We start from the raw sequence: 17,941 nt of genomic DNA, 5'->3' as shown, positions 1-17,941 counted from the left end.
TCACCGCCTCGGCGGGTCGATGAGCCGGGGCGCGCGCCGCATGCGCGCGAACAGCAGCACGCCGAGGACGACGAGCACCACCGCGACCAGCAGGAACGGCACCGGCGACATCGACGTGCTGCACGACGTCGGCCCGACGGCCGTGCAGGCGGCGTCCGGCCAGTTCCGGTTCTTCCAGGCGAGCGAGAAGGGCAGCGCGCTCAGGCCGGTGAGGAGTCCCCACTGCGCCGGCAGCAGACCCTGCCGCGCGACGAGGACGCCCGCCAGCAGCACGGCGGCGATGCCGACGACCAGGCCGACCACCGCGGGGAGCCCGAACCCCGCGCCGATGCAGGCACCGAGCACCGTCCAGCCGAGGAACGCGGGCACGCTCGTGCCCTTGCGCGGGACCGGGACGTCCTGCGCCCACACGTCAGATCAGGCCGAGCGCCCGGACCGCGTCCCGCTCCTCGACCAGCTCGGCGACCGACGCGTCGATCTTCCCGCGGGAGAACTCGTCGATCGCGAGGTCGGGCACGATCCGCCACTCGCCGCCCTCGGAGGTGACCGGGAACGACGAGATCAGCCCCTCGGGCACGCCGTACGAGCCGTCCGAGACGATGCCCGCCGACGTCCAGTCGCCGGCGGGCGTGCCGTTGACCCACGAGTAGACGTGGTCGATCGCCGCGTTCGCCGCCGACGCCGCGGACGAGGCTCCACGGGCCTCGATGATCGCCGCGCCGCGCTTGGCGACGGTCGGGATGAACGTGTCCCGCACCCACACCTCGTCGTCGAGCACCTCGAGCGCGGCACGGCCACCGACCGTCGCGTGCGACAGGTCCGGGTACTGCGTCGCGGAGTGGTTGCCCCAGATGGTCAGCCGCGAGATGTCGGACACCCGCGAGCGCGTCTTGTTCGCCAGCTGGGCGACGGCCCGGTTGTGGTCCAGGCGGGTCATCGCCGTGAAGCGGTCGCTGGGCACGTCGGGCGCGTGCGAGGCCGCGATGAACGCGTTGGTGTTGGCCGGGTTGCCGACGACGAGAACCCGCACGTCGGAGGCAGCGCCGGCGTTGATGGCCTCGCCCTGCGGCTTGAAGATGCCGCCGTTGGCGGAGAGCAGGTCGCCGCGCTCCATGCCCGCGGTCCGCGGCCGGGCTCCCACCAGCAGGGCCACGTTGACCCCGTCGAACGCCGCGGTCGCGTCGTCGTAGATCTCGACGCCGTCCAGCGTGGCGAACGCGCAGTCGTCGAGCTCCATCGCGGTGCCCTCGGCCGCCTTGACCGCCTGCGGGATCTCCAGCAGGCGCAGGCGCACGGGCACGTCCGGGCCGAGCAGCTGGCCCGAGGCGATCCGGAAGAGGAGCGCGTAGCCGATCTGCCCGGCAGCTCCGGTGACGGTCACGATGACGGGCGAGCTGACCACGGAACAGGCTCCTTCGATCGGCGACGGCGGCGCCCTCACGCTACCCCGGGAACGACCGACGGCGCCCACCCGACAGGGGTGGACGCCGCCGGGAGAAGCCCTGCTCAGGCGAGCTTGGCCGCCAGGTTGGCGTCGAGCGTCGCGAGGAACTCCTCCGTGGTCTGCCAGGCCTGGTCGGGGCCGACGAGAGCCGCGAGGTCCTTGGTCATGGCGCCCGACTCGACGGTCTCGACGACGACCTGCTCGAGCGTCTCGGCGAACTGCGTGACCTCGGGCGTGCCGTCCAGCTTGCCGCGGTGCTTCAGGCCACCGGTCCAGGCGTAGATCGACGCGATCGGGTTGGTCGACGTCGGCTTGCCGGCCTGGTGCTGGCGGAAGTGGCGCGTCACGGTGCCGTGGGCCGCCTCGGCCTCGACCGTCTGGCCGTCGGGCGTCATGAGCACAGAGGTCATCAGGCCGAGCGAGCCGAAGCCCTGCGCGACCGTGTCCGACTGCACGTCACCGTCGTAGTTCTTGCAGGCCCAGACGTAGCCGCCCTCCCACTTCATGGCCGCGGCGACCATGTCGTCGATGAGGCGGTGCTCGTAGGTCAGGCCGGCGGCTGCGAACTTCTCGGCGTACTCGGCGTCGAACACCTCCTGGAAGATGTCCTTGAACGAGCCGTCGTAGGCCTTGAGGATCGTGTTCTTCGTCGACAGGTACACCGGGTAGTTGCGCTGCAGGCCGTAGGCGAACGAGGCCCGCGCGAAGTCGCGGATCGAGTCGTTGAAGTTGTACATGCCCATGGCGACGCCGCCGCCGTCGGGGTACGTGACGACCTGCTGCGTGATCGGCTCGGAGCCGTCCGCGGGCGTGTAGGTCATGGTCAGCGTGCCGGCGCCGGGCACCTTGAAGTTGGTGGCGCGGTACTGGTCGCCGAACGCGTGACGGCCGATGATGATCGGCTTGTTCCAGCCCGGGACCAGGCGCGGGATGTTGCTGATGATGATGGGCTCGCGGAAGACGACGCCGCCGAGGATGTTGCGGATCGTGCCGTTGGGCGACACCCACATCTTCTTCAGGCCGAACTCCTCGACGCGCGCCTCGTCGGGCGTGATCGTCGCGCACTTGACGCCGACGCCGTGCTCCTTGATGGCGTTGGCGGCGTCGATGGTGACCTGGTCGTCCGTGGCGTCGCGGTTCTGGATCGAGAGGTCGTAGTACCGCAGGTCGACGTCGAGGTACGGGTGGATCAGGCGGTCCTTGATGAACTGCCAGATGATGCGCGTCATCTCGTCGCCGTCGAGCTCGACGACCGGGCCGACAACCTTGATCTTCGCCATGCGGGGGATCTCCTGTGCTGTGGACGGGTGGGGGCACGGCACGAGACACAGTGCCGGCGCGGATCCGAGGGCAAGATTACTCGACATCGAGAGACTTGCGTCAGGCGCGTCCGGATGCGGATCGGGAGAAAGCTCGCAGAACCGATCAGGAACGCGCATCGGCGCGCACCGTGACCCACGCGTGCCCCGACTGGCATGCTGGCCCCACGGGGCAGGCATCGGCCAGCCGTGCGTCCGCACAGGCGGGCGTGGCACGCTCCGCGCGCACCTGCCCAACATCTCCGGATTCTCACGACAGGAACGACATGTCACAGGACAACGCAGACAAGGCCAACGCCCTGCCTGAGCCCGAGCCCGCCGAGACGAGCGTCGAGAGCACGCCCGAGCCCGCGGCCCCCGCAGCCGCTCCCGAGGCCGCCGCTCCCGAAGCCGCTCCCGAGGCTCCTGAGCAGTACGAGGAGTACGACGCCCTCTACGTCCCCGCCGGCTCCGTCGTCGTGACCGGGCCCAGCCTGTTCGCGAAGCTCGGCGCCGAGGCGTTCGGCACGTTCCTGCTCGTGATCGCGGGCCTGGGCGTCGCGCTCTACCTGAGCGTCAGCGGCATCAGCAGCGCGCTGGCCGTCGGCCTGGCGTTCGGTCTCGCGGTCCTCGCGGGTGCGATCGCCGTCGGGCACATCTCGGGCGGCCACTTCAACCCGGCCGTGACCATCGGTGCCGCGATCGCCGGCCGCACGCCGTGGAAGGACGTGCTGCCCTACTGGCTCGCCCAGCTCATCGGCGCGACCGCTGCCGCCGCGGTGCTGTTCACGACGATCCCCGACAAGCTCCCGGGCCTGCTCGCCCAGGGCGCCGACGCCACGAAGAAGTCCTTCTTCTCGGGTGTCGCCAACGGCTTCGCCGAGCACTCCCCGCTCTCCGTCGCCTCGCAGGGCCAGGTCGAGTTCACGCTGGTCTCCGCGCTGCTCGTCGAGATCGTCGTCACCGCCCTGTTCGTCGGCGTCATCCTGGGTGCCACCGACCGACGCGCGTCCAACGTCTCGGCGCCGCTGGCCATCGGCCTCGCCCTCGCGGTGCTGATCCTGGTCGCCATCCCGATCACGAACGCGTCGCTCAACCCGGCCCGCTCGTTCGCCGCTGCCGTCTTCTCCGACAGCTGGGCGTGGAAGCAGCTGTGGGTCTTCATCGTCGCCCCCGTCGTGGGTGCCGGCCTCGCCGGCCTGGTCTACCGGGCGTTCGCGGCCGAGCCGCCCGAGGAGGACAACCTCCTCGAGGAGGACGACGCGTACATCACCACCGAGGACACGCTGATCGTCACCGAGCGCTGACACCCCGTTCCACGACGAGAGCCCGGGACCGCTGAGGTCCCGGGCTCTCGTGCGTCACGGCTGCGGGCGGAGGGTCAGACCCAGCCGTCGGGCAGGATCGCCGCCAGCCCGCCGAGGCCGAACGCGAGCGCGAAGAGCACGGAGACGTCGAGCCACCGGCTGCGCACCGACAGCACTACCGGGGGCACCGGAGCGACCCACCGCACGATCGCGCAGGCCGTGACCATCGCGGCGAGCACGACCGAGCCGGCCCGGGTCCCGACGACGAGCGAGACCACGACCGCCACGAGGATCCCGGCACTCACCCACCAGAGCGAGGCGTTGCGCCCTGCGGCCAGCGACGCGCGGGCGATGGCGCGCGGATCGAGCTGCGCCTCCTCGACCGGGATCGGTCCGGTGAGGGCGGGCGGCTCGGGCTGCGGGTCCGGCACCGGCTCGGGTGCGGGCTCGGGCGCCGGGGCCGCGGCACGCGGCGGGATGGCAGGGCGAAGCCCCGCACCACCGCTCGTCCGCTCGTGCACCATCGATCCGCCTCCCGTCCGGAGACTACCGTTGCCGGGTGAGCGACCCGGAATCCACGACCCACCCGCTGCGCTCCGTGCTCGTGGTCGGCGGCGGGCTCGCGGCCACCCGGACCGTCGCCGAGCTGCGCGAGCAGGGCTTCGGCGGACACGTCGCGGTGCTCGGCGCGGAACCGGTCGCGCCATACGACCGGCCCCCGCTGTCCAAGCACCTGCTCGACCGACCGACCCCCATCTGGCTGAGCGACGAGATCGGCGTCGACCTGCTCGCCCTCGCCGACGAGGTGCACCTGAGCACCCCGGCGCGCGGCCTGCGCATCACCGACGAGGGCGTCGAGGTCGAGGCGGACGACGGGTCGCGGAGCGCCGACGCGGTGGTGCTGGCGACCGGTGCGCACGCCGTGCGACCGCCCGGGTGGGAGGCCGCGCTGACGCTGCACACCGCGGCCGACGCGGCCGTGCTGCGCGACGCGCTGACGCCGGGCACCCGGCTGGTCGTCATCGGGGCCGGGTGGATCGGCGCGGAGGTGGCGACCGTCGCGGCGGCGGCGGGCGTCGAGGTCACGGTGCTGGAGGCGACGGGCGACCCGCTCGGCGCGGCGCTGGGGCCGGTCGTCGGCGCGCTGACCGCACCCTGGTACGCCGCCGCGGGCATCCACCTGCGACGAGGTTCCCACGTGGTCGAGGTCGGCACGAACGGCGTCGCGCTGGCCGACGGGACGCTGGTCCCGGCCGACGTCGTGCTCGCCGCGATCGGCGCACGCCCCACGACGGCGTGGCTCGGGCCCGCGCTCCCCCAAGAGCCGGACGGGTCGCTGCGCGTCGACGAGCGCCACGCCGTGCTCGGCGCACCGCGGCGCGTCCGCGCGGTCGGGGACGTCGCGCTACGCCGGTCACCGCGGCACGGCTGGGTGCCCGGCGGCCACTGGGACGGTGCCCTGCGCGGCCCGACGGACCTCGTCGCGGACCTGCTCGGCACGGGCGCGCCCGTCGTCGACGCCGCGCCCTACGTCTTCTCCACGCAGCTCGGCCACGAGCTGGCGCTCTTCGGCGTCCGGCACGTCGACGACGAAGTGGTGCTGCGCGGCGACCCCGCGGGCGGCGAGGGCTGGGGCGCCCTGTGGTTCCGCCCCGGGTCCGACGAGGTCAGCGCGATCCTGACCGTCGACCGACCGCGCGACGTCGGGGCGGCCCGGCGGCTGTTCACCGCCGCCGGGCTGCCCACGCTCGACCGGGTCCGCGTGCGCGACACGAGCGTCACGCTGCGGGACGCGCTGCGCTAGCGCGACGCGTCAGTGCGCGAAGTGCCGCGTGCCCGTGAGGTAGAGGGTCACGCCGGCCGCCTGCGCCGCCGCGACGACCTCCTCGTCGCGCACCGAACCACCGGGCTGCACGATCGCGCGGACGCCCGCGTCGATGAGCACCTGCGCGCCGTCGGCGAACGGGAAGAACGCGTCGGAGGCCGCGACCGCGCCACGCGCCCGCTCGACGTCGCCGGTGTTGGCGCGCGCGACGGCGAGCCCGCACGAGTCCACCCGGTTGACCTGGCCCATGCCGACGCCGACCGACGCTCCGTCGTTCGCCAGCAGGATCGCGTTCGACTTCACGGCGCGCACCGCGCGCCAGGCGAAGACGAGGTCGGCGAGGGTCGCCTCGTCGGCGGCCGCACCGGCGGCGAGCGTCCAGCCGGCGGGGTCGTCGCCGGGCGCGTCGATCCGGTCGATCTGCTGCACGAGCATCCCGCCCGTCACCGGACGCAGCTCGGTGGTGTGCGTCGCCTCGTCGAGACCCGTGACCCGCAGCAGGCGGATGTTCTTCTTCCGGCTGAGGATCTCGACCGCCTCGGGCTCGAAGTCCGGGGCGACGACGACCTCGGTGAAGACCGGCGCGATCTGCTCGGCCGCGGCCGCGGTGAGGGTGCGGTTCGTCGCGATGACGCCGCCGAACGCGGAGACTGGGTCGCACGCGTGGGCCTTGGCGTGCGCGTCGGCGACGTCCGTGCCGGTCGCGATGCCGCACGGGTTGGCGTGCTTGATGATGGCGACCGTCGGGCCGTCGTGGTCGTGCGCGGCGCGCCACGCGGCGTCGGCGTCGACGTAGTTGTTGTAGCTCATGGCCTTGCCGTGCAGCTGCTCGGCGCCCGCGAGCCCGCGCCCGGCCGCGCCGGTCGGCGAGAGGTACAGGGCTGCATGCTGGTGGGGGTTCTCGCCGTAGCGCAGGACCTCGCCGCGGTCCCAGGTGCTGCCCGCGAACTTCGGGAAGCCGCTGTCGCCGTCGGGGGCGTAGCTCGAGGCGAACCAGCTCGCGACCGCCGTGTCGTAGGCGGCCGTGTGCGCGAACGCGTCGGCGGCGAGCAGGCGGCGCGCCTCGAGCGTGAACCCGCCCGCGTTCACGGCCTCGACCACCTCGTCGTACCGGGCGGGGTCGACGACGACGGCCACGCTCGGGTGGTTCTTCGCGGCCGCGCGCACCATGGACGGCCCGCCGATGTCGATCTGCTCGACGCACTCGTCGGGCGACGCGCCGGAGGCCACGGTGGCGGTGAACGGGTAGAGGTTCACGACGACCAGCTCGAACGGCGCGATGCCGAGCTCGTCCAGCTGACGCAGGTGCTCGGGCAGGCGCGTGTCGGCCAGGACGCCGGCGTGCACGCGCGGGTGCAGCGTCTTGACCCGGCCGTCCAGGCACTCGGGGAACCCGGTGAGGTCCTCGACGCGCGTGACCGGGACGCCGGTGGCGGCGATGGTCGCGGCGGTGGACCCGGTGGAGACGATCTCGACGCCGGCGGCGTGCAGGGCGCTCGCCAGGCCGGTCAGGCCGGTCTTGTCGTAGACGGAGACGAGGGCACGGCGCACAGGGCGGACAGAAGTCACGGCAGCTCCCGGAGGGTTGGGTCGGTGAGGCGGACCCATGCACCCAGGCGGGCGGTGCGTGGCGGGGGCACTGCGGCCGCTTCCCGGTGGTTGAACCCACCTGCGCCAGTCACGACCAGGACCGAGTCTAGCCGACGGTGGCGTGGCGCCCCTCGACCGTCAGACCGCCGCGCGCGATCCGTCCGACCCAGTCGACGAGCAGCGCCCGCTCGACGACCTTGATCCGCTCGTGCAGCGACGACTCGTCGTCGTCGGGCTCCACCGCGACCGTCGCCTGCGCCAGGATCGGGCCGGTGTCGACGCCCTCGTCGACGACCATCACCGTGCAGCCGGTGACCTTGGCGCCGTACTCGAGCGCGTCCCGCACACCGTGCGCGCCCGGGAAGGCCGGAAGCAGGGCGGGGTGCGTGTTGATGATCCGACCGCCGAAGCGCTCGAGGAACGTCGTCCCGAACAGCTTCATGAACCCGGCGAGCACGATCAGGTCCGGGTGGAACACAGCCACGGTCTCGGCGATCGCCGCGTCCCAGGCCGCGCGGTCGTCGAAGTCCTTGACCGACACGACCGCGGTCGGGATGCCCGCCTCGGCCGCGATGTCGAGCGCCCGGATCCCGCGGCGGTCGGCGACGACGGCGACGACACGCGCGCCGTAGGCGGGATCGCCGTGCGCCTCGAGCAGGGCTGCCAGGTTGGAACCCGTGCCGGACACCATGACGACGAGGCGGCCGGTGTCACGGGTGGAGGGTGTCGGATGCTGAACCACGCGCCGACCCTACCCGTGCCGGGCGCACCGCCCGGGCGGCAGGCTGGGCCGGGATGCGTGCCCGCGCGCGGGGGTTCGTGGGCGAGAATGCAGAGGTGAGCAACCCGTACGCGCCCCCCGAGGACCGCCCCCGCCAGCCGGACGGCGAGCAGTCGGGTGCGCCCGTGCAGGACCAGCGCCCGCAGCACTATCCCCCGTACCCGCCACAGGTGTGGCAGCAGGGACCGCCGGCACCGGCCCCGGCCCCCGCACCGACGGACACCGAGGGCGCCGCCCGGGCCGGGCGCATCGCTCGGCTCTTCGCGCTGACGGTGCTGGCGTCCGTGCTGGTCAGCCTCCTGCGGCTGCCGTTCTCCCTGATCGCCGCGGTGCTCGGGCTCGCCGCCATCGGCATCGGTGTGTGGGCGCTCATCGTCGCCGGTCGCGCGCGGGTGCGCGGCAGCCTGCCGATCATGCTCACCGCGGGCCTGGTCGTCGCGTTCCTGTGGTCGATGGCCATGGCCTCGCCCCTGTTCGCCCTGCGGGCCGAGCTGGACCGGCAGACGTGCCTCGACGGGGCACTCACCGTGTCCGCGCAGACCACGTGCGAGGCGGAGTACCAGAAGGCCCTGAAGGAGCAGCGCGAGCGGCTCGGCCTGAACGCCTGACGGTCAGGCGTCGTCGGCTTCGCGAGGCGCCCGGGTGACCAGCCGACGCACCTGGCTGCGCACCAGAGGATCACCGGGCACGGCGACGAGCACGGCACCGAGCAGTACCGCCGCGCCCGCCAGCAGCCCGACGAGCGCTCCGTTGGCGCCCACGTGCGCGAGGCGCCCGGGTCCGACGCTGCCGCTCGCGACGGCGACCAGGACGGCGAGCAGGACGGCCAGCGTGAGCGCCGCCGTGCCGGTCGCGGCGAGCACCTCCCACCAGCGCGTCGCCCGCAGCCGGCGGTGGACGTAGAGGCCGACGACGGCGCCGATCCCCACGAGGACGAGCGGCACGATGCTCGTGGCCGGTCCGGCGACGTCCGGGGTCGGCAGGGCCCCGAGCATCGGCACCGCGGGCAGCGGCCCACCGACGACTGCGTCCGGTGCGAACTGCGTGCCGGAGCCGACCGAGAACCCGTCGCCCGTGAGCCATGCGGTCGCCCAGACGACGAGGTTGGGCACGAAGGCGAGCTCGGCGATCGCCAGCACGATGCCGCCGATCGCGTCGAGACCGAGGCCGCGCACGACGTCGCTGATGGTCGCGCGCCCCGCGACGACCCAGAGCGTCGCGACCGCCGCGGCAACCGCGACGAGCAGGGCCAGCGCAAGGAGTCCCGCGGCCGAACCGGTCCGCATCGCGGTCGGCACGCGCGTCCACACGGGGCGGCTGAGCTCGCGCCAGGCGGGCGCCTCGGGTCGGGCGAGCAGCCCGGCGCCCAGCCCGATCCCGGACACGGCCGCTCCCCCGACCACGGCACGGGCGATCCCGAGGCCCTGGACGTGCACGAGCAGCGCGGCGACGAGCGTGACGAGGACGTAGGCGGCAACACCGGCCCCGTAGCCGGGCCAGGTGGCCAGGCCCGAGCGACGAGCCGAGGCGTAGCAGGTGAACAGGGCGAGGGCCGTGACGCCGAGGGGCACGATCGTCACGGTGAACGACCCTACGGCCACGGGGACGCCGTGCCCGAGCAGCCAGACGGACGTCCCGACCCCGACGGAGCGGATCCAGCCGACCCCGTCGTTGGACGGGTCGGCGGACGTCGCCACGTAGGCGGCGATCGACGGGAGCACCAGCACGAGGAACGACAGCAGCGCGGCCTGCAGCGCCGCGAGGACGCCGGCGACCCAGCGCGGCGCGCCGTCGAGCGCGCTGCTGAAGAACTGGTCGGTGCGGTCCGGTCGGCGTCGCCCGCGGGACCGCGGGCGGGTGCGGTCCAGGACGCTGCGGGTGGCACTCACCGTGCCATGGTCGCTGCCGTTCGCCTCGGGACGACGAACGCCGCGCGGCGCGTCGAGACGAAAGAGGCGCCGACCCCGCAGGGTCGGCGCCTCGTCGTCGAGAAGGTCAGGCCAGCAGCTGGCGCGCGAGCGCCGCGGTCTCGGACGGCGTCTTGCCGACCTTGACGCCGGCGGCCTCGAGGGCCTCCTTCTTGGCCTGCGCGGTGCCCGACGAGCCGCTCACGATGGCGCCGGCGTGGCCCATCGTCTTGCCCTCGGGGGCGGTGAAGCCCGCGACGTAGCCGACGACCGGCTTGGTCACGTGCTCCTTGATGTAGGCGGCGGCCCGCTCCTCGGCGTCGCCACCGATCTCACCGATCATGACGATGACCTCGGTCTCGGGGTCCGCCTCGAACGCCTCGAGGGCGTCGATGTGCGTGGTGCCGATGATCGGGTCGCCGCCGATGCCGATGGCCGTCGAGAACCCGAAGTCCCGCAGCTCGTACATCATCTGGTAGGTCAGGGTGCCCGACTTGGACACCAGGCCGACGCGGCCCGGGCCGGTGATGTCGGCGGGGATGATGCCGACGTTCGACTTTCCGGGGCTGATCAGGCCGGGGCAGTTGGGGCCGATGAGCCGCACGCCCTTCTCCTGCGCCAGCGCGAAGAACTCGGCGGTGTCGGCCACCGGGACGCCCTCGGTGATGATGACGACGAGCGGCACGCCGGCCTCGATCGCCTCGACGACCGCGGCCTTGGTGTGGGCCGGCGGGACGAAGATCACGGAGACGTCGGCGCCGGTGGCGGAGACGGCCTCGGCCACGGTGCCGTACACCGGGACCTCGACGTCACCGAAGGCGACGGACGTGCCGGCCTTGCGCGGGTTCACGCCGCCGACGACGGACGTGCCGGACGCGAGCATGCGGGTCGTGTGCTTCTGGCCCTCGGCCCCCGTCATGCCCTGGACGATGACCTTGGATGCCTCGGTCAGGAAGATCGCCATGGTGTGTGTCAGCTTCTCTCTAGTTCAGGCGCGTCAGGCGTTGGCGAACTCGGCTGCCTTGTCGGCGCCGCCGTCCATGGTCTCTGCGAGCGTGACCAGCGGGTGGCCGGCCTCCGCGAGGATCTGACGACCCTCGATCACGTTGTTGCCGTCGAGGCGCACGACGAGCGGCTTGGACGCCTCGTCGCCGAGGATCTCGAGCGCGGCGACGATGCCCTTGGCCACCTCGTCGCAGGCGGTGATCCCGCCGAAGACGTTGACGAACACCGACTTGACCTGCGGGTCCGTGAGGATGATGTCCAGGCCGGCGGCCATGATCTGGGCGTTCGCGCCGCCGCCGATGTCGAGGAAGTTGGCGGGCTTGACGCCGCCGTGCTTCTCACCGGCGTACGCGACGACGTCCAGGGTGCTCATGACGAGCCCCGCGCCGTTGCCGATGATGCCGACCTCGCCGTCCAGCTTGACGTAGTTGAGGTCCGCCGCCTTGGCGCGGGTCTCGAGCGGGTCTGTCTCGGCCGTGTCCTCGAGCGCCTCGTGCTCCGGGTGGCGGAAGCCGGCGTTCTCGTCGAGCGTGACCTTGCCGTCGAGCGCGACGATGTCGCCGTCCTCGGTCAGGACCAGCGGGTTCACCTCGACCAGCGTGGCGTCCTCGCTCTTGTAGACGGTCCACAGCGTCTGCAGGACCGCGGCGACCTTCGGGGCCAGCTCGGGCGTGAAGCCCGCGGCGGCGACGATCTCGTCGGCCTTGGCCTGGTCGATGCCCGTGCGGGGGTCGACGGCGACCTTCGCGAGCGCCTCGGGGCGCTCGACGGCGAGCTGCTCGATCTCCATGCCGCCCTCGACCGAGCACATCGCGAGGTAGCGGCGCTCGGCGCGGTCCAGCAGGAGGGAGAAGTAGAACTCGGTGGCGATCTTGGCGCCGGCCGCGATCATCACGCGGTGGACCGTGTGGCCCTTGATGTCCATGCCGAGGATCTCGTCGGCCTTCTCGGCCGCCTCGTCCGCGGAGCGCGCCAGCTTGACGCCGCCCGCCTTGCCGCGGCCGCCGACCTTGACCTGGGCCTTGACGACGACGACGCCGGGCTGGCCGCCCAGGAGCTGCTCAGCGCCAGCGCGAGCCTCCTCGGTGGTCGTGGCGACGACGCCACCCAGCACGGGTACGCCGTGCTTCTCGAAGATGTCACGTGCCTGGTACTCGAACAGGTCCACCTGGTCTGGGTCCTCTCATCACCGGCGCTCGACGGCCTCGGTACGGCCGAAACGCCCCGGTCGATGGTAGCGGCCGGGGGGAGATCCCTCGACGTCGAGAGATGTGGCGTGCGCGACGTTCATGCGGAATTCGCACCACGGCGTCAACTTAGGTTGACACATCCCCACTGTCAACGTAGGTTGACAGTCATGTCCGAGGAACTCATGACCGCTGCGGCGGGGGCGTCCGAGCCGGCCGAGGGGTTGCGCGCGGTGCGCGCCCTGCGTGCGCTGGCCGACCGGCTCGAGGCGCTGCACGTGCAACGCGCCCGCGAGCTCGGCTGGTCGTGGCAGGAGGTCGCCGCGGAGCTCGCGGTGTCACGTCAGGCGGTCCACAAGAAGTACGGGAAGAGGTTCAGCTGATGTTCGAGAGATTCGCGAGCGACGCCCGCGAGGCCGTGACCTACGCGGTCGAGGACGCGCCGAGCGCCGACCGCATCGGTGCGGAGCACCTCCTGCTCGGCACCGTCCGCACACCCGACACGGTCGCGGCCCGGGCGCTCGCGCAGCTCGGCGTCGACAGGACCAGTCTGCGCGCCGCGGTCGACGCCCTGGCGTCCGACGGCCTCGACGCCGACGCCCTGGCGGGAGTGGGCATCGACCTCGACGCCGTCCGCGCGCAGGTCGAGGCCGAGTTCGGGCCCGGCGCGCTCGACGACGTCGTCGCCACGGGGCGCACCAGCGGCCGCAAGCCGCTCGACGTCGCCGCCCGCAAGATGCTCGAGCTCTCGCTGCGGGAGGCCGTCCGGCTCAAGCACAAGCGGATCGACACCGGGCACCTGCTGCTCGCGGCCGTCCGCCTCGACGACCCGCGGGCCGCCGGCGCGCTGGACTCGCTCGGCCTCGCCGACGACGACGTCCGCCAGGCCGTCGCCGTCGCCTGGTCGCAGACCCCGGTCGGCCGGTCGTGATCTTCCTGCCGTCGTCGGGGACGCTCCGCCCGCCGCGTCCGCCGTCGGGTACCCGCCCGCCGCGGCGCGACGACGGACCGGACCGCCCAGGCCGGGGACGTACGCTCGGCTCGTGATGGCACAGGACGTCCCCGGGGCGCGACGAGGTCGGTCGAACGGCCGCCGGACCATGCTGACCGTGCTCGGGATCGGCGTGCTCGCGCTCGCCTTCCTGGTGTACGTCTCGACCGACAACCTGCCGGCGACGGTCACCACCGTGGTGATCCTGGTCGCGGTCCTGCTGGCCGCCTGGGCGCTGACGGCCGGCGGCGACCGGCGACGCACCCGCCGCCGTCCCGGGCCGCTCGACGAGGCGCGGGCCGCGCTCGACGTCGAGAAGGTCCACACGGCGCGCGTCGAGCACGGCGAGTCCGCCGGCATCACCGAGATCCGCCGTCAGATCCCGACCCTGACCTACGAGCAGGCCGTCGAGCTGCACCGGTACGTCTAGCGCATTCTCAGGCCCTGGCTCTGGCTCCGGCTCTGGTGCAGGCTCTGGCTCTGGCTCTGGCTCTGGCTCTGGCCCTGGCTCAGAGCTTGGTGACCGGCGAGAACCGCAGCAGCAGGCGCTTGGTCCCGTCGGTGCCGAAGTCGACCTTGGCCACGGCGTTGGGACCGGCGCCCTCGATCGCGATCACGGTGCCGAGGCCGTAGGAGTCGTGCGTGACCCGGTCGCCGATCGCCAGCTGCGGGATCGCCGCATCGGGACGCGGCGTCGCAGAGCCGAAGGTCGCGCCAGTCGAGGGCAGCGCCGGACGGTCGTCGCGGACCGGGGCCTTGCGGTACCCGCCGCCCGAGGACTGGTTGCGGTAGCCGCCGCTCGTCCCGTAGCCGGAGCCCCACCCGCCGCGCAGCTGTGAGGTCGACGACTCGCGCCGGCGCCAGTCGATCAGCTCGTCGGGAAGGTCGTCGAGGAATCGGCTGGGCGGGAACTCGTTGGGCACGCCCCACGCGGTGCGGACGGCGGCGCGCGAGATGTACAGCCGCTCCCGGGCGCGGGTCAGGCCGACGTACGCCAGCCGCCGCTCCTCCTCGAGCTGGTCGGAGTCGGACAGCGAGCGCAGGTGGGGGAACGTCCCGTCCTCCATACCCGTCAGGAACACCACCGGGAACTCCAGGCCCTTGGCGGTGTGCAGGGTCATCAGGGTGATCACGCCCGGGTCGGGGCGGGCCGGGGCGTCCGGGTCCGCCTCGTCGGGCGTCGGGATCTGGTCGGAGTCGGCCACCAGCGAGACGCGCTCGAGGAAGTCGGCCAGGTCGCCCTCGGGGTCGCTCTGCGAGAACTCGGCCGCGACGGCGTGCAGCTCGGCCAGGTTCTCCACCCGGGAGGCGTCCTGCGGGTCGTCGCTCCCGCGCAGCTCGGCCAGGTAGCCCGACCGGTCGAGCACGGCACCGAGCACCTCGGCGGGACCCGCCTCCGCGGCCAGCGAGCGCAGCTCGGACATCATCTCCGCGAAGGAGCCGAGCCCGACGATCGCGCGGGTGCCCAGTCCCGGGACCTCGTCGAGACGCTCCAGCGCCGCCCCGAACGAGATGCGCTCACGCTCCGCGAACCCCGCGACCATCGCCTCGGACCGGTCCCCCAGCCCGCGCTTGGGCACGTTGAGGATGCGGCGCAGGTTGACGTCGTCGTCGGGGTTGGCGATCGCCCGCAGGTAGGCGATCGCGTCCTTGATCTCCTTGCGCTCGTAGAACCGCGTGCCGCCGACCACCTTGTAGGGCAGCCCGACACGGACGAGCACCTCCTCCAGCGCCCGGGACTGCGCGTTGGCGCGGTAGAAGATCGCGACGTCGCCGGGCCGAACGCTGTCGGAGTCGCCGAGCCGGTCGATCTCCTCGGCGACGAACCGCGCCTCCTCGTGCTCTGTGTCCGCGACGTAGGCGACGATCTGCGCACCAGCACCCGAGTCGGTCCACAGGCGCTTCCCGGCGCGGCCGGGGTTGCGGCTGATCACGGCGTTCGCAGCCGAGAGGATGTTCTGCGTGGAGCGGTAGTTCTGCTCGAGCAGGATGGTCCGGGCGTCCGGGTAGTCGTGCTCGAACTCGAGGATGTTCCGGATCGAGGCGCCGCGGAACGCGTAGATCGACTGGTCCGCGTCGCCGACGACGGTCAGCTCACCCTGCGGCACCTCCTCGTCGGCTGTGCCCGTGCCGACCAGCTCCCGCACCAGCACGTACTGCGCGTGGTTCGTGTCCTGGTACTCGTCGACCAGCACGTGCCGGAACCGCCGCCGGTAGTGCTCCGCCACGGCCGGGTAGGCCTGGAGCAGGTGCACCGTGGACATGATCAGGTCGTCGAAGTCGAGCGCGTGCGCCTGCTTGAGCCGCGCCTGGTAGCGCGTGTAGACCTGCGCGAGCGCCGCGTCGAAGTCGTTGGTGGCGCCGTGGCCGTTGGTCGCCGCGAACGTCTCGGGGTCGACCAGCTCGTCCTTGAGGTTGGAGATCTTGTTGGCCAGAGCCTTGGCCGGGTAGCGCTTGGGGTCCAGGTCGAGCTCGCGCGCGACGAGCGTCAGCAGACGCTGCGAGTCCGCCGAGTCGTAGATCGAGAAGCTGGACCGCAGCCCGAGCGTGCCGGCCTCGCGGCGCAGGATCCGCACGCACGCGGAGTGGAACGTGGACACCCACATGCGGCCCGCGGCCGGCCCGACCAGCTGCTCGACCCGCTCCCGCATCTCGGCGGCGGCCTTGTTGGTGAACGTGATCGCGAGGATCTCGCCCGCCCGCGCCCGACGCGTGGCCATGAGGTACGCGATGCGGTGCGTGAGCACGCGCGTCTTGCCCGAGCCGGCACCCGCGACGATCAGCAGCGGACCGCCCTGGTGCAGCACGGCCTCGCGCTGCTGCGGGTTGAGCCCGTCGACGAGGGCGTCGGCCTTGGCCTGCCGACGAGCCCGCCTCTCCTCCGCCTCGGCCTCGGAGTCCTCCTCGGTGCCGCGCGGCGCGAGGCCCGACGGGAGGACGGCGGACGCGTCCTTGGGCGGCCGCGAGGGCACGCCGGGGACGGAGAGCGAGAGGCTGTCGAAGAGCGAGGTCATGGCCCTCCAAGAGTAGGCGTCGCCGCCCACATCGACGGCCGCCTGTGGACGCGGCGGGACTCAGGACGCGAGCAGCCCGACGATCCACGCGGCGGTGGTGATCAGCGCCCCGGCCAGCTCGACGAGGATCGTCAGGCCCGTCGCCTGCAGTGCCGCGACCGTCGACCGCCACGCCGTCCGGTGGTCACGCGAGCGCAGCCACTCGGCCAGGAAGACGCCGACGACGAAACCGATGACCAGGCCCACGACAGGGATCACGAAGAACCCGACGATGCCCAGCAGCCCGCCCACGACCATCGTCGAGAACGGCACTCCGGCTCGCTTGAGGTGCCTGCCAGCGAGCAGGTACTCCCCGACGAACGCCAGCCCCGTGGCCAGCACCGCGACCGCGACGACGGTCCAGCCGACCGGGCCGCCCGTGACGATCCCCCAGACGATCACGGCGGCCGCGACGAGGAACAGCCCGGGCAGGATCTGCACGACGACCCCGACCAGGCCGACCAGGATCGCCAGTCCGACCAGGACTTCTCCGAGGGTTCCCACGGCGGGAACCCTAGATCAGACCGGGACCGGCGGCCCGGCGCGTCAGTGCCAGATGGTCGTGCGAGAGGGCCAGTGCCAGATGGTCAGTGCCACATCGTCAGTGCCAGATCGCCTGTGCCAGACCGCCTGTGCCAGATCGCCAACGCCAGGTGGTCAGTGCCAGATGACGGCGATGCCCACGTTCACCACGACGAGCCCGACGATGGCACCGAGGTATCCGCGGGTCACGACCGCGGGCTTGCGCACGCCGCGGACGACGAGGACGGTCGCGATGATCGCGATCACGAGCTTGACCGCGAGCTTGGTGCTGCTGGGCTCGTGGTCGGTCCAGCCGTCAGCCGAGGCGAGCCCGGCCAGGATGATCCCGGTGACCAGCGCGGTGAGCATGCCGTGCAGCACGCCGGGTGCGATCCGCGGCTCGCGCAGGCTCACCAGGCTGCCGCCGAGGACGATCGCCCAGCCGAGGAGGTGCAGGACGACGATCAGTTCGTAGACGAGGTGCATGCCACGAGTCTATCTGACGCGGAGTCAGATAAATCCACTCGGCCGGCCACATCGTCACCCTGGGTACCCCGCCCACCGCAACCCGGTGTCCACCAGCTCGACCCGCTCGAGGTCGTCCACCTCCGCCAGCTCGAACCACGCCGCCTTGTCCGTCGAACCGTCCGGCTCGTCGCGCAGCTCGCCGCCGACGACGTGCGCGCGGTACACGATGCGGATCGCGTGGGCCGGTCCGCGTCCCGGCTCGAAGCGCTCCTCGGCGGGGATGACCAGCGAGTCGATCCCGAGGAGCTCGTCGAGAACCGCGACGAACCCGGTCTCCTCGAGCACCTCTCTGACCGCCGCGTCTGCCGGATCTTCGCCCCAGTCGATACCGCCGCCGGGAAGCGTCCAGGCCGAGTGCCCGGACTCGTTCCAGTGCGGCAGCAGAACCTTCCCGGCCTCGACGATCACGGCATACGCGGCAACCCGTTGCTCCATGCGCCCACCCTTCCGCAGGCAGCACGACGACGCAGCCGAGACTGCCCCCGACCGGCGCCTAGCGCTGC

19 protein-coding genes and 1 riboswitch are annotated in these 17,941 nt (G+C 72.6%); of the genes, 6 read left to right on the top strand and 13 right to left on the bottom strand.

What is annotated here, in order from left to right; translation table 11 throughout:
• The 3 genes from AC1DZC_RS01395 to AC1DZC_RS01385 all read right to left on the bottom strand — a co-directional run bounded on the left by AC1DZC_RS01395 (position 1) and on the right by AC1DZC_RS01385 (position 2,724).
• Complete coding sequence (locus AC1DZC_RS01395; protein WP_477041970.1) at positions 1-411, bottom strand: hypothetical protein; 411 nt, start codon at positions 409-411, stop codon at positions 1-3.
• Between the two features lies 1 nt (position 412).
• Positions 413-1,402 carry a malate dehydrogenase gene (locus tag AC1DZC_RS01390; RefSeq protein WP_477041969.1) on the bottom strand — a complete coding sequence of 330 codons (990 nt, stop codon included), beginning with the start codon at positions 1,400-1,402 and terminating at the stop codon, positions 413-415.
• 104 nt (positions 1,403-1,506) lie between these two features.
• A complete protein-coding gene (locus AC1DZC_RS01385) occupies positions 1,507-2,724 on the bottom strand; it encodes an NADP-dependent isocitrate dehydrogenase (RefSeq protein ID WP_477038118.1) in 1,218 nt (405 codons plus the stop codon).
• 305 nt (positions 2,725-3,029) lie between these two features.
• Between AC1DZC_RS01385 and AC1DZC_RS01380 the strand changes: the two genes are divergently transcribed.
• Entirely contained in the window at positions 3,030-4,049 is a 1,020-nt protein-coding gene (locus AC1DZC_RS01380; protein WP_477038117.1) for an MIP family channel protein, read from the top strand.
• A 74-nt stretch (positions 4,050-4,123) separates the two neighbouring features.
• On the opposite strand, the gene AC1DZC_RS01375 is transcribed toward AC1DZC_RS01380, so the two are convergent.
• Positions 4,124-4,573: a DUF3017 domain-containing protein gene (locus AC1DZC_RS01375; RefSeq protein ID WP_477038116.1), complete on the bottom strand. Its 450-nt coding sequence runs from the start codon at positions 4,571-4,573 to the stop codon at positions 4,124-4,126.
• Positions 4,574-4,608: 35 nt separating this feature from the next.
• Between AC1DZC_RS01375 and AC1DZC_RS01370 the strand changes: the two genes are divergently transcribed.
• Entirely contained in the window at positions 4,609-5,853 is a 1,245-nt protein-coding gene (locus AC1DZC_RS01370; RefSeq protein ID WP_477041968.1) for an NAD(P)/FAD-dependent oxidoreductase, read from the top strand.
• A 9-nt stretch (positions 5,854-5,862) separates the two neighbouring features.
• Here the strand turns inward: AC1DZC_RS01370 and purH are convergent, their stop codons facing one another.
• Together purH and purN are read right to left on the bottom strand one after the other, a co-directional pair.
• The gene (purH, locus tag AC1DZC_RS01365; protein ID WP_477038114.1) at positions 5,863-7,482 is read right to left on the bottom strand and encodes a bifunctional phosphoribosylaminoimidazolecarboxamide formyltransferase/IMP cyclohydrolase; all 1,620 of its coding nucleotides are present in this window, start codon (positions 7,480-7,482) and stop codon (positions 5,863-5,865) included.
• Positions 7,478-7,566: riboswitch (ZMP/ZTP riboswitch) on the bottom strand. (Overlaps the previous gene by 5 nt.)
• 4 nt (positions 7,567-7,570) lie before the next feature.
• On the bottom strand, positions 7,571-8,155 hold the full coding sequence (gene purN, locus AC1DZC_RS01360; protein ID WP_477038254.1) for a phosphoribosylglycinamide formyltransferase: 585 nt from the start codon (positions 8,153-8,155) through the stop codon (positions 7,571-7,573).
• 146 nt (positions 8,156-8,301) lie between these two features.
• On the opposite strand from purN, the gene AC1DZC_RS01355 reads away from it, so the two are divergent.
• Entirely contained in the window at positions 8,302-8,853 is a 552-nt protein-coding gene (locus AC1DZC_RS01355; protein WP_477041967.1) for a hypothetical protein, read from the top strand.
• 3 nt (positions 8,854-8,856) lie between these two features.
• On the opposite strand, the gene AC1DZC_RS01350 is transcribed toward AC1DZC_RS01355, so the two are convergent.
• From AC1DZC_RS01350 to sucC, 3 genes are all read right to left on the bottom strand, one after another.
• The gene (locus AC1DZC_RS01350; RefSeq protein WP_477041966.1) at positions 8,857-10,134 is read right to left on the bottom strand and encodes a cell division protein PerM; all 1,278 of its coding nucleotides are present in this window, start codon (positions 10,132-10,134) and stop codon (positions 8,857-8,859) included.
• A 106-nt stretch (positions 10,135-10,240) separates the two neighbouring features.
• On the bottom strand, positions 10,241-11,116 hold the full coding sequence (sucD, locus tag AC1DZC_RS01345; protein WP_477038111.1) for a succinate--CoA ligase subunit alpha: 876 nt from the start codon (positions 11,114-11,116) through the stop codon (positions 10,241-10,243).
• A 33-nt stretch (positions 11,117-11,149) separates the two neighbouring features.
• Positions 11,150-12,325, bottom strand: coding sequence for an ADP-forming succinate--CoA ligase subunit beta (gene sucC / locus AC1DZC_RS01340; protein ID WP_477038110.1), 1,176 nt, complete (start codon positions 12,323-12,325; stop codon positions 11,150-11,152).
• 189 nt (positions 12,326-12,514) lie between these two features.
• Between sucC and AC1DZC_RS01335 the strand changes: the two genes are divergently transcribed.
• The 3 genes from AC1DZC_RS01335 (at position 12,515) to AC1DZC_RS01325 (ending at position 13,765) form a co-directional block, all read left to right on the top strand.
• Entirely contained in the window at positions 12,515-12,727 is a 213-nt protein-coding gene (locus AC1DZC_RS01335; RefSeq protein WP_477038109.1) for an RNA polymerase subunit sigma-70, read from the top strand.
• Positions 12,727-13,275, top strand: coding sequence for a Clp protease N-terminal domain-containing protein (locus AC1DZC_RS01330; protein ID WP_477041965.1), 549 nt, complete (start codon positions 12,727-12,729; stop codon positions 13,273-13,275). Before AC1DZC_RS01335 ends, AC1DZC_RS01330 begins: the two co-directional genes overlap by 1 nt.
• Before the next feature lie 112 nt (positions 13,276-13,387).
• On the top strand, positions 13,388-13,765 hold the full coding sequence (locus AC1DZC_RS01325; RefSeq protein WP_477038107.1) for a hypothetical protein: 378 nt from the start codon (positions 13,388-13,390) through the stop codon (positions 13,763-13,765).
• 79 nt (positions 13,766-13,844) lie between these two features.
• On the opposite strand, the gene pcrA is transcribed toward AC1DZC_RS01325, so the two are convergent.
• The 4 genes from pcrA to AC1DZC_RS01305 all read right to left on the bottom strand — a co-directional run bounded on the left by pcrA (position 13,845) and on the right by AC1DZC_RS01305 (position 17,873).
• Positions 13,845-16,349, bottom strand: coding sequence for a DNA helicase PcrA (gene pcrA / locus AC1DZC_RS01320; protein ID WP_477041964.1), 2,505 nt, complete (start codon positions 16,347-16,349; stop codon positions 13,845-13,847).
• Positions 16,350-16,409: 60 nt separating this feature from the next.
• On the bottom strand, positions 16,410-16,892 hold the full coding sequence (locus AC1DZC_RS01315; RefSeq protein WP_477038105.1) for a DUF456 domain-containing protein: 483 nt from the start codon (positions 16,890-16,892) through the stop codon (positions 16,410-16,412).
• Between the two features lie 153 nt (positions 16,893-17,045).
• On the bottom strand, positions 17,046-17,396 hold the full coding sequence (locus AC1DZC_RS01310) for a hypothetical protein (RefSeq protein WP_477038104.1): 351 nt from the start codon (positions 17,394-17,396) through the stop codon (positions 17,046-17,048).
• Between the two features lie 54 nt (positions 17,397-17,450).
• Complete coding sequence (locus AC1DZC_RS01305; RefSeq protein ID WP_477041963.1) at positions 17,451-17,873, bottom strand: NUDIX hydrolase; 423 nt, start codon at positions 17,871-17,873, stop codon at positions 17,451-17,453.
• Positions 17,874-17,941: the final 68 nt, after the last annotated feature.

The sequence above is a fragment of the Cellulomonas sp. P2_B4 genome, assembly GCF_056404795.1.
This window is presented reverse-complemented; position numbering and strand designations above follow the sequence as displayed.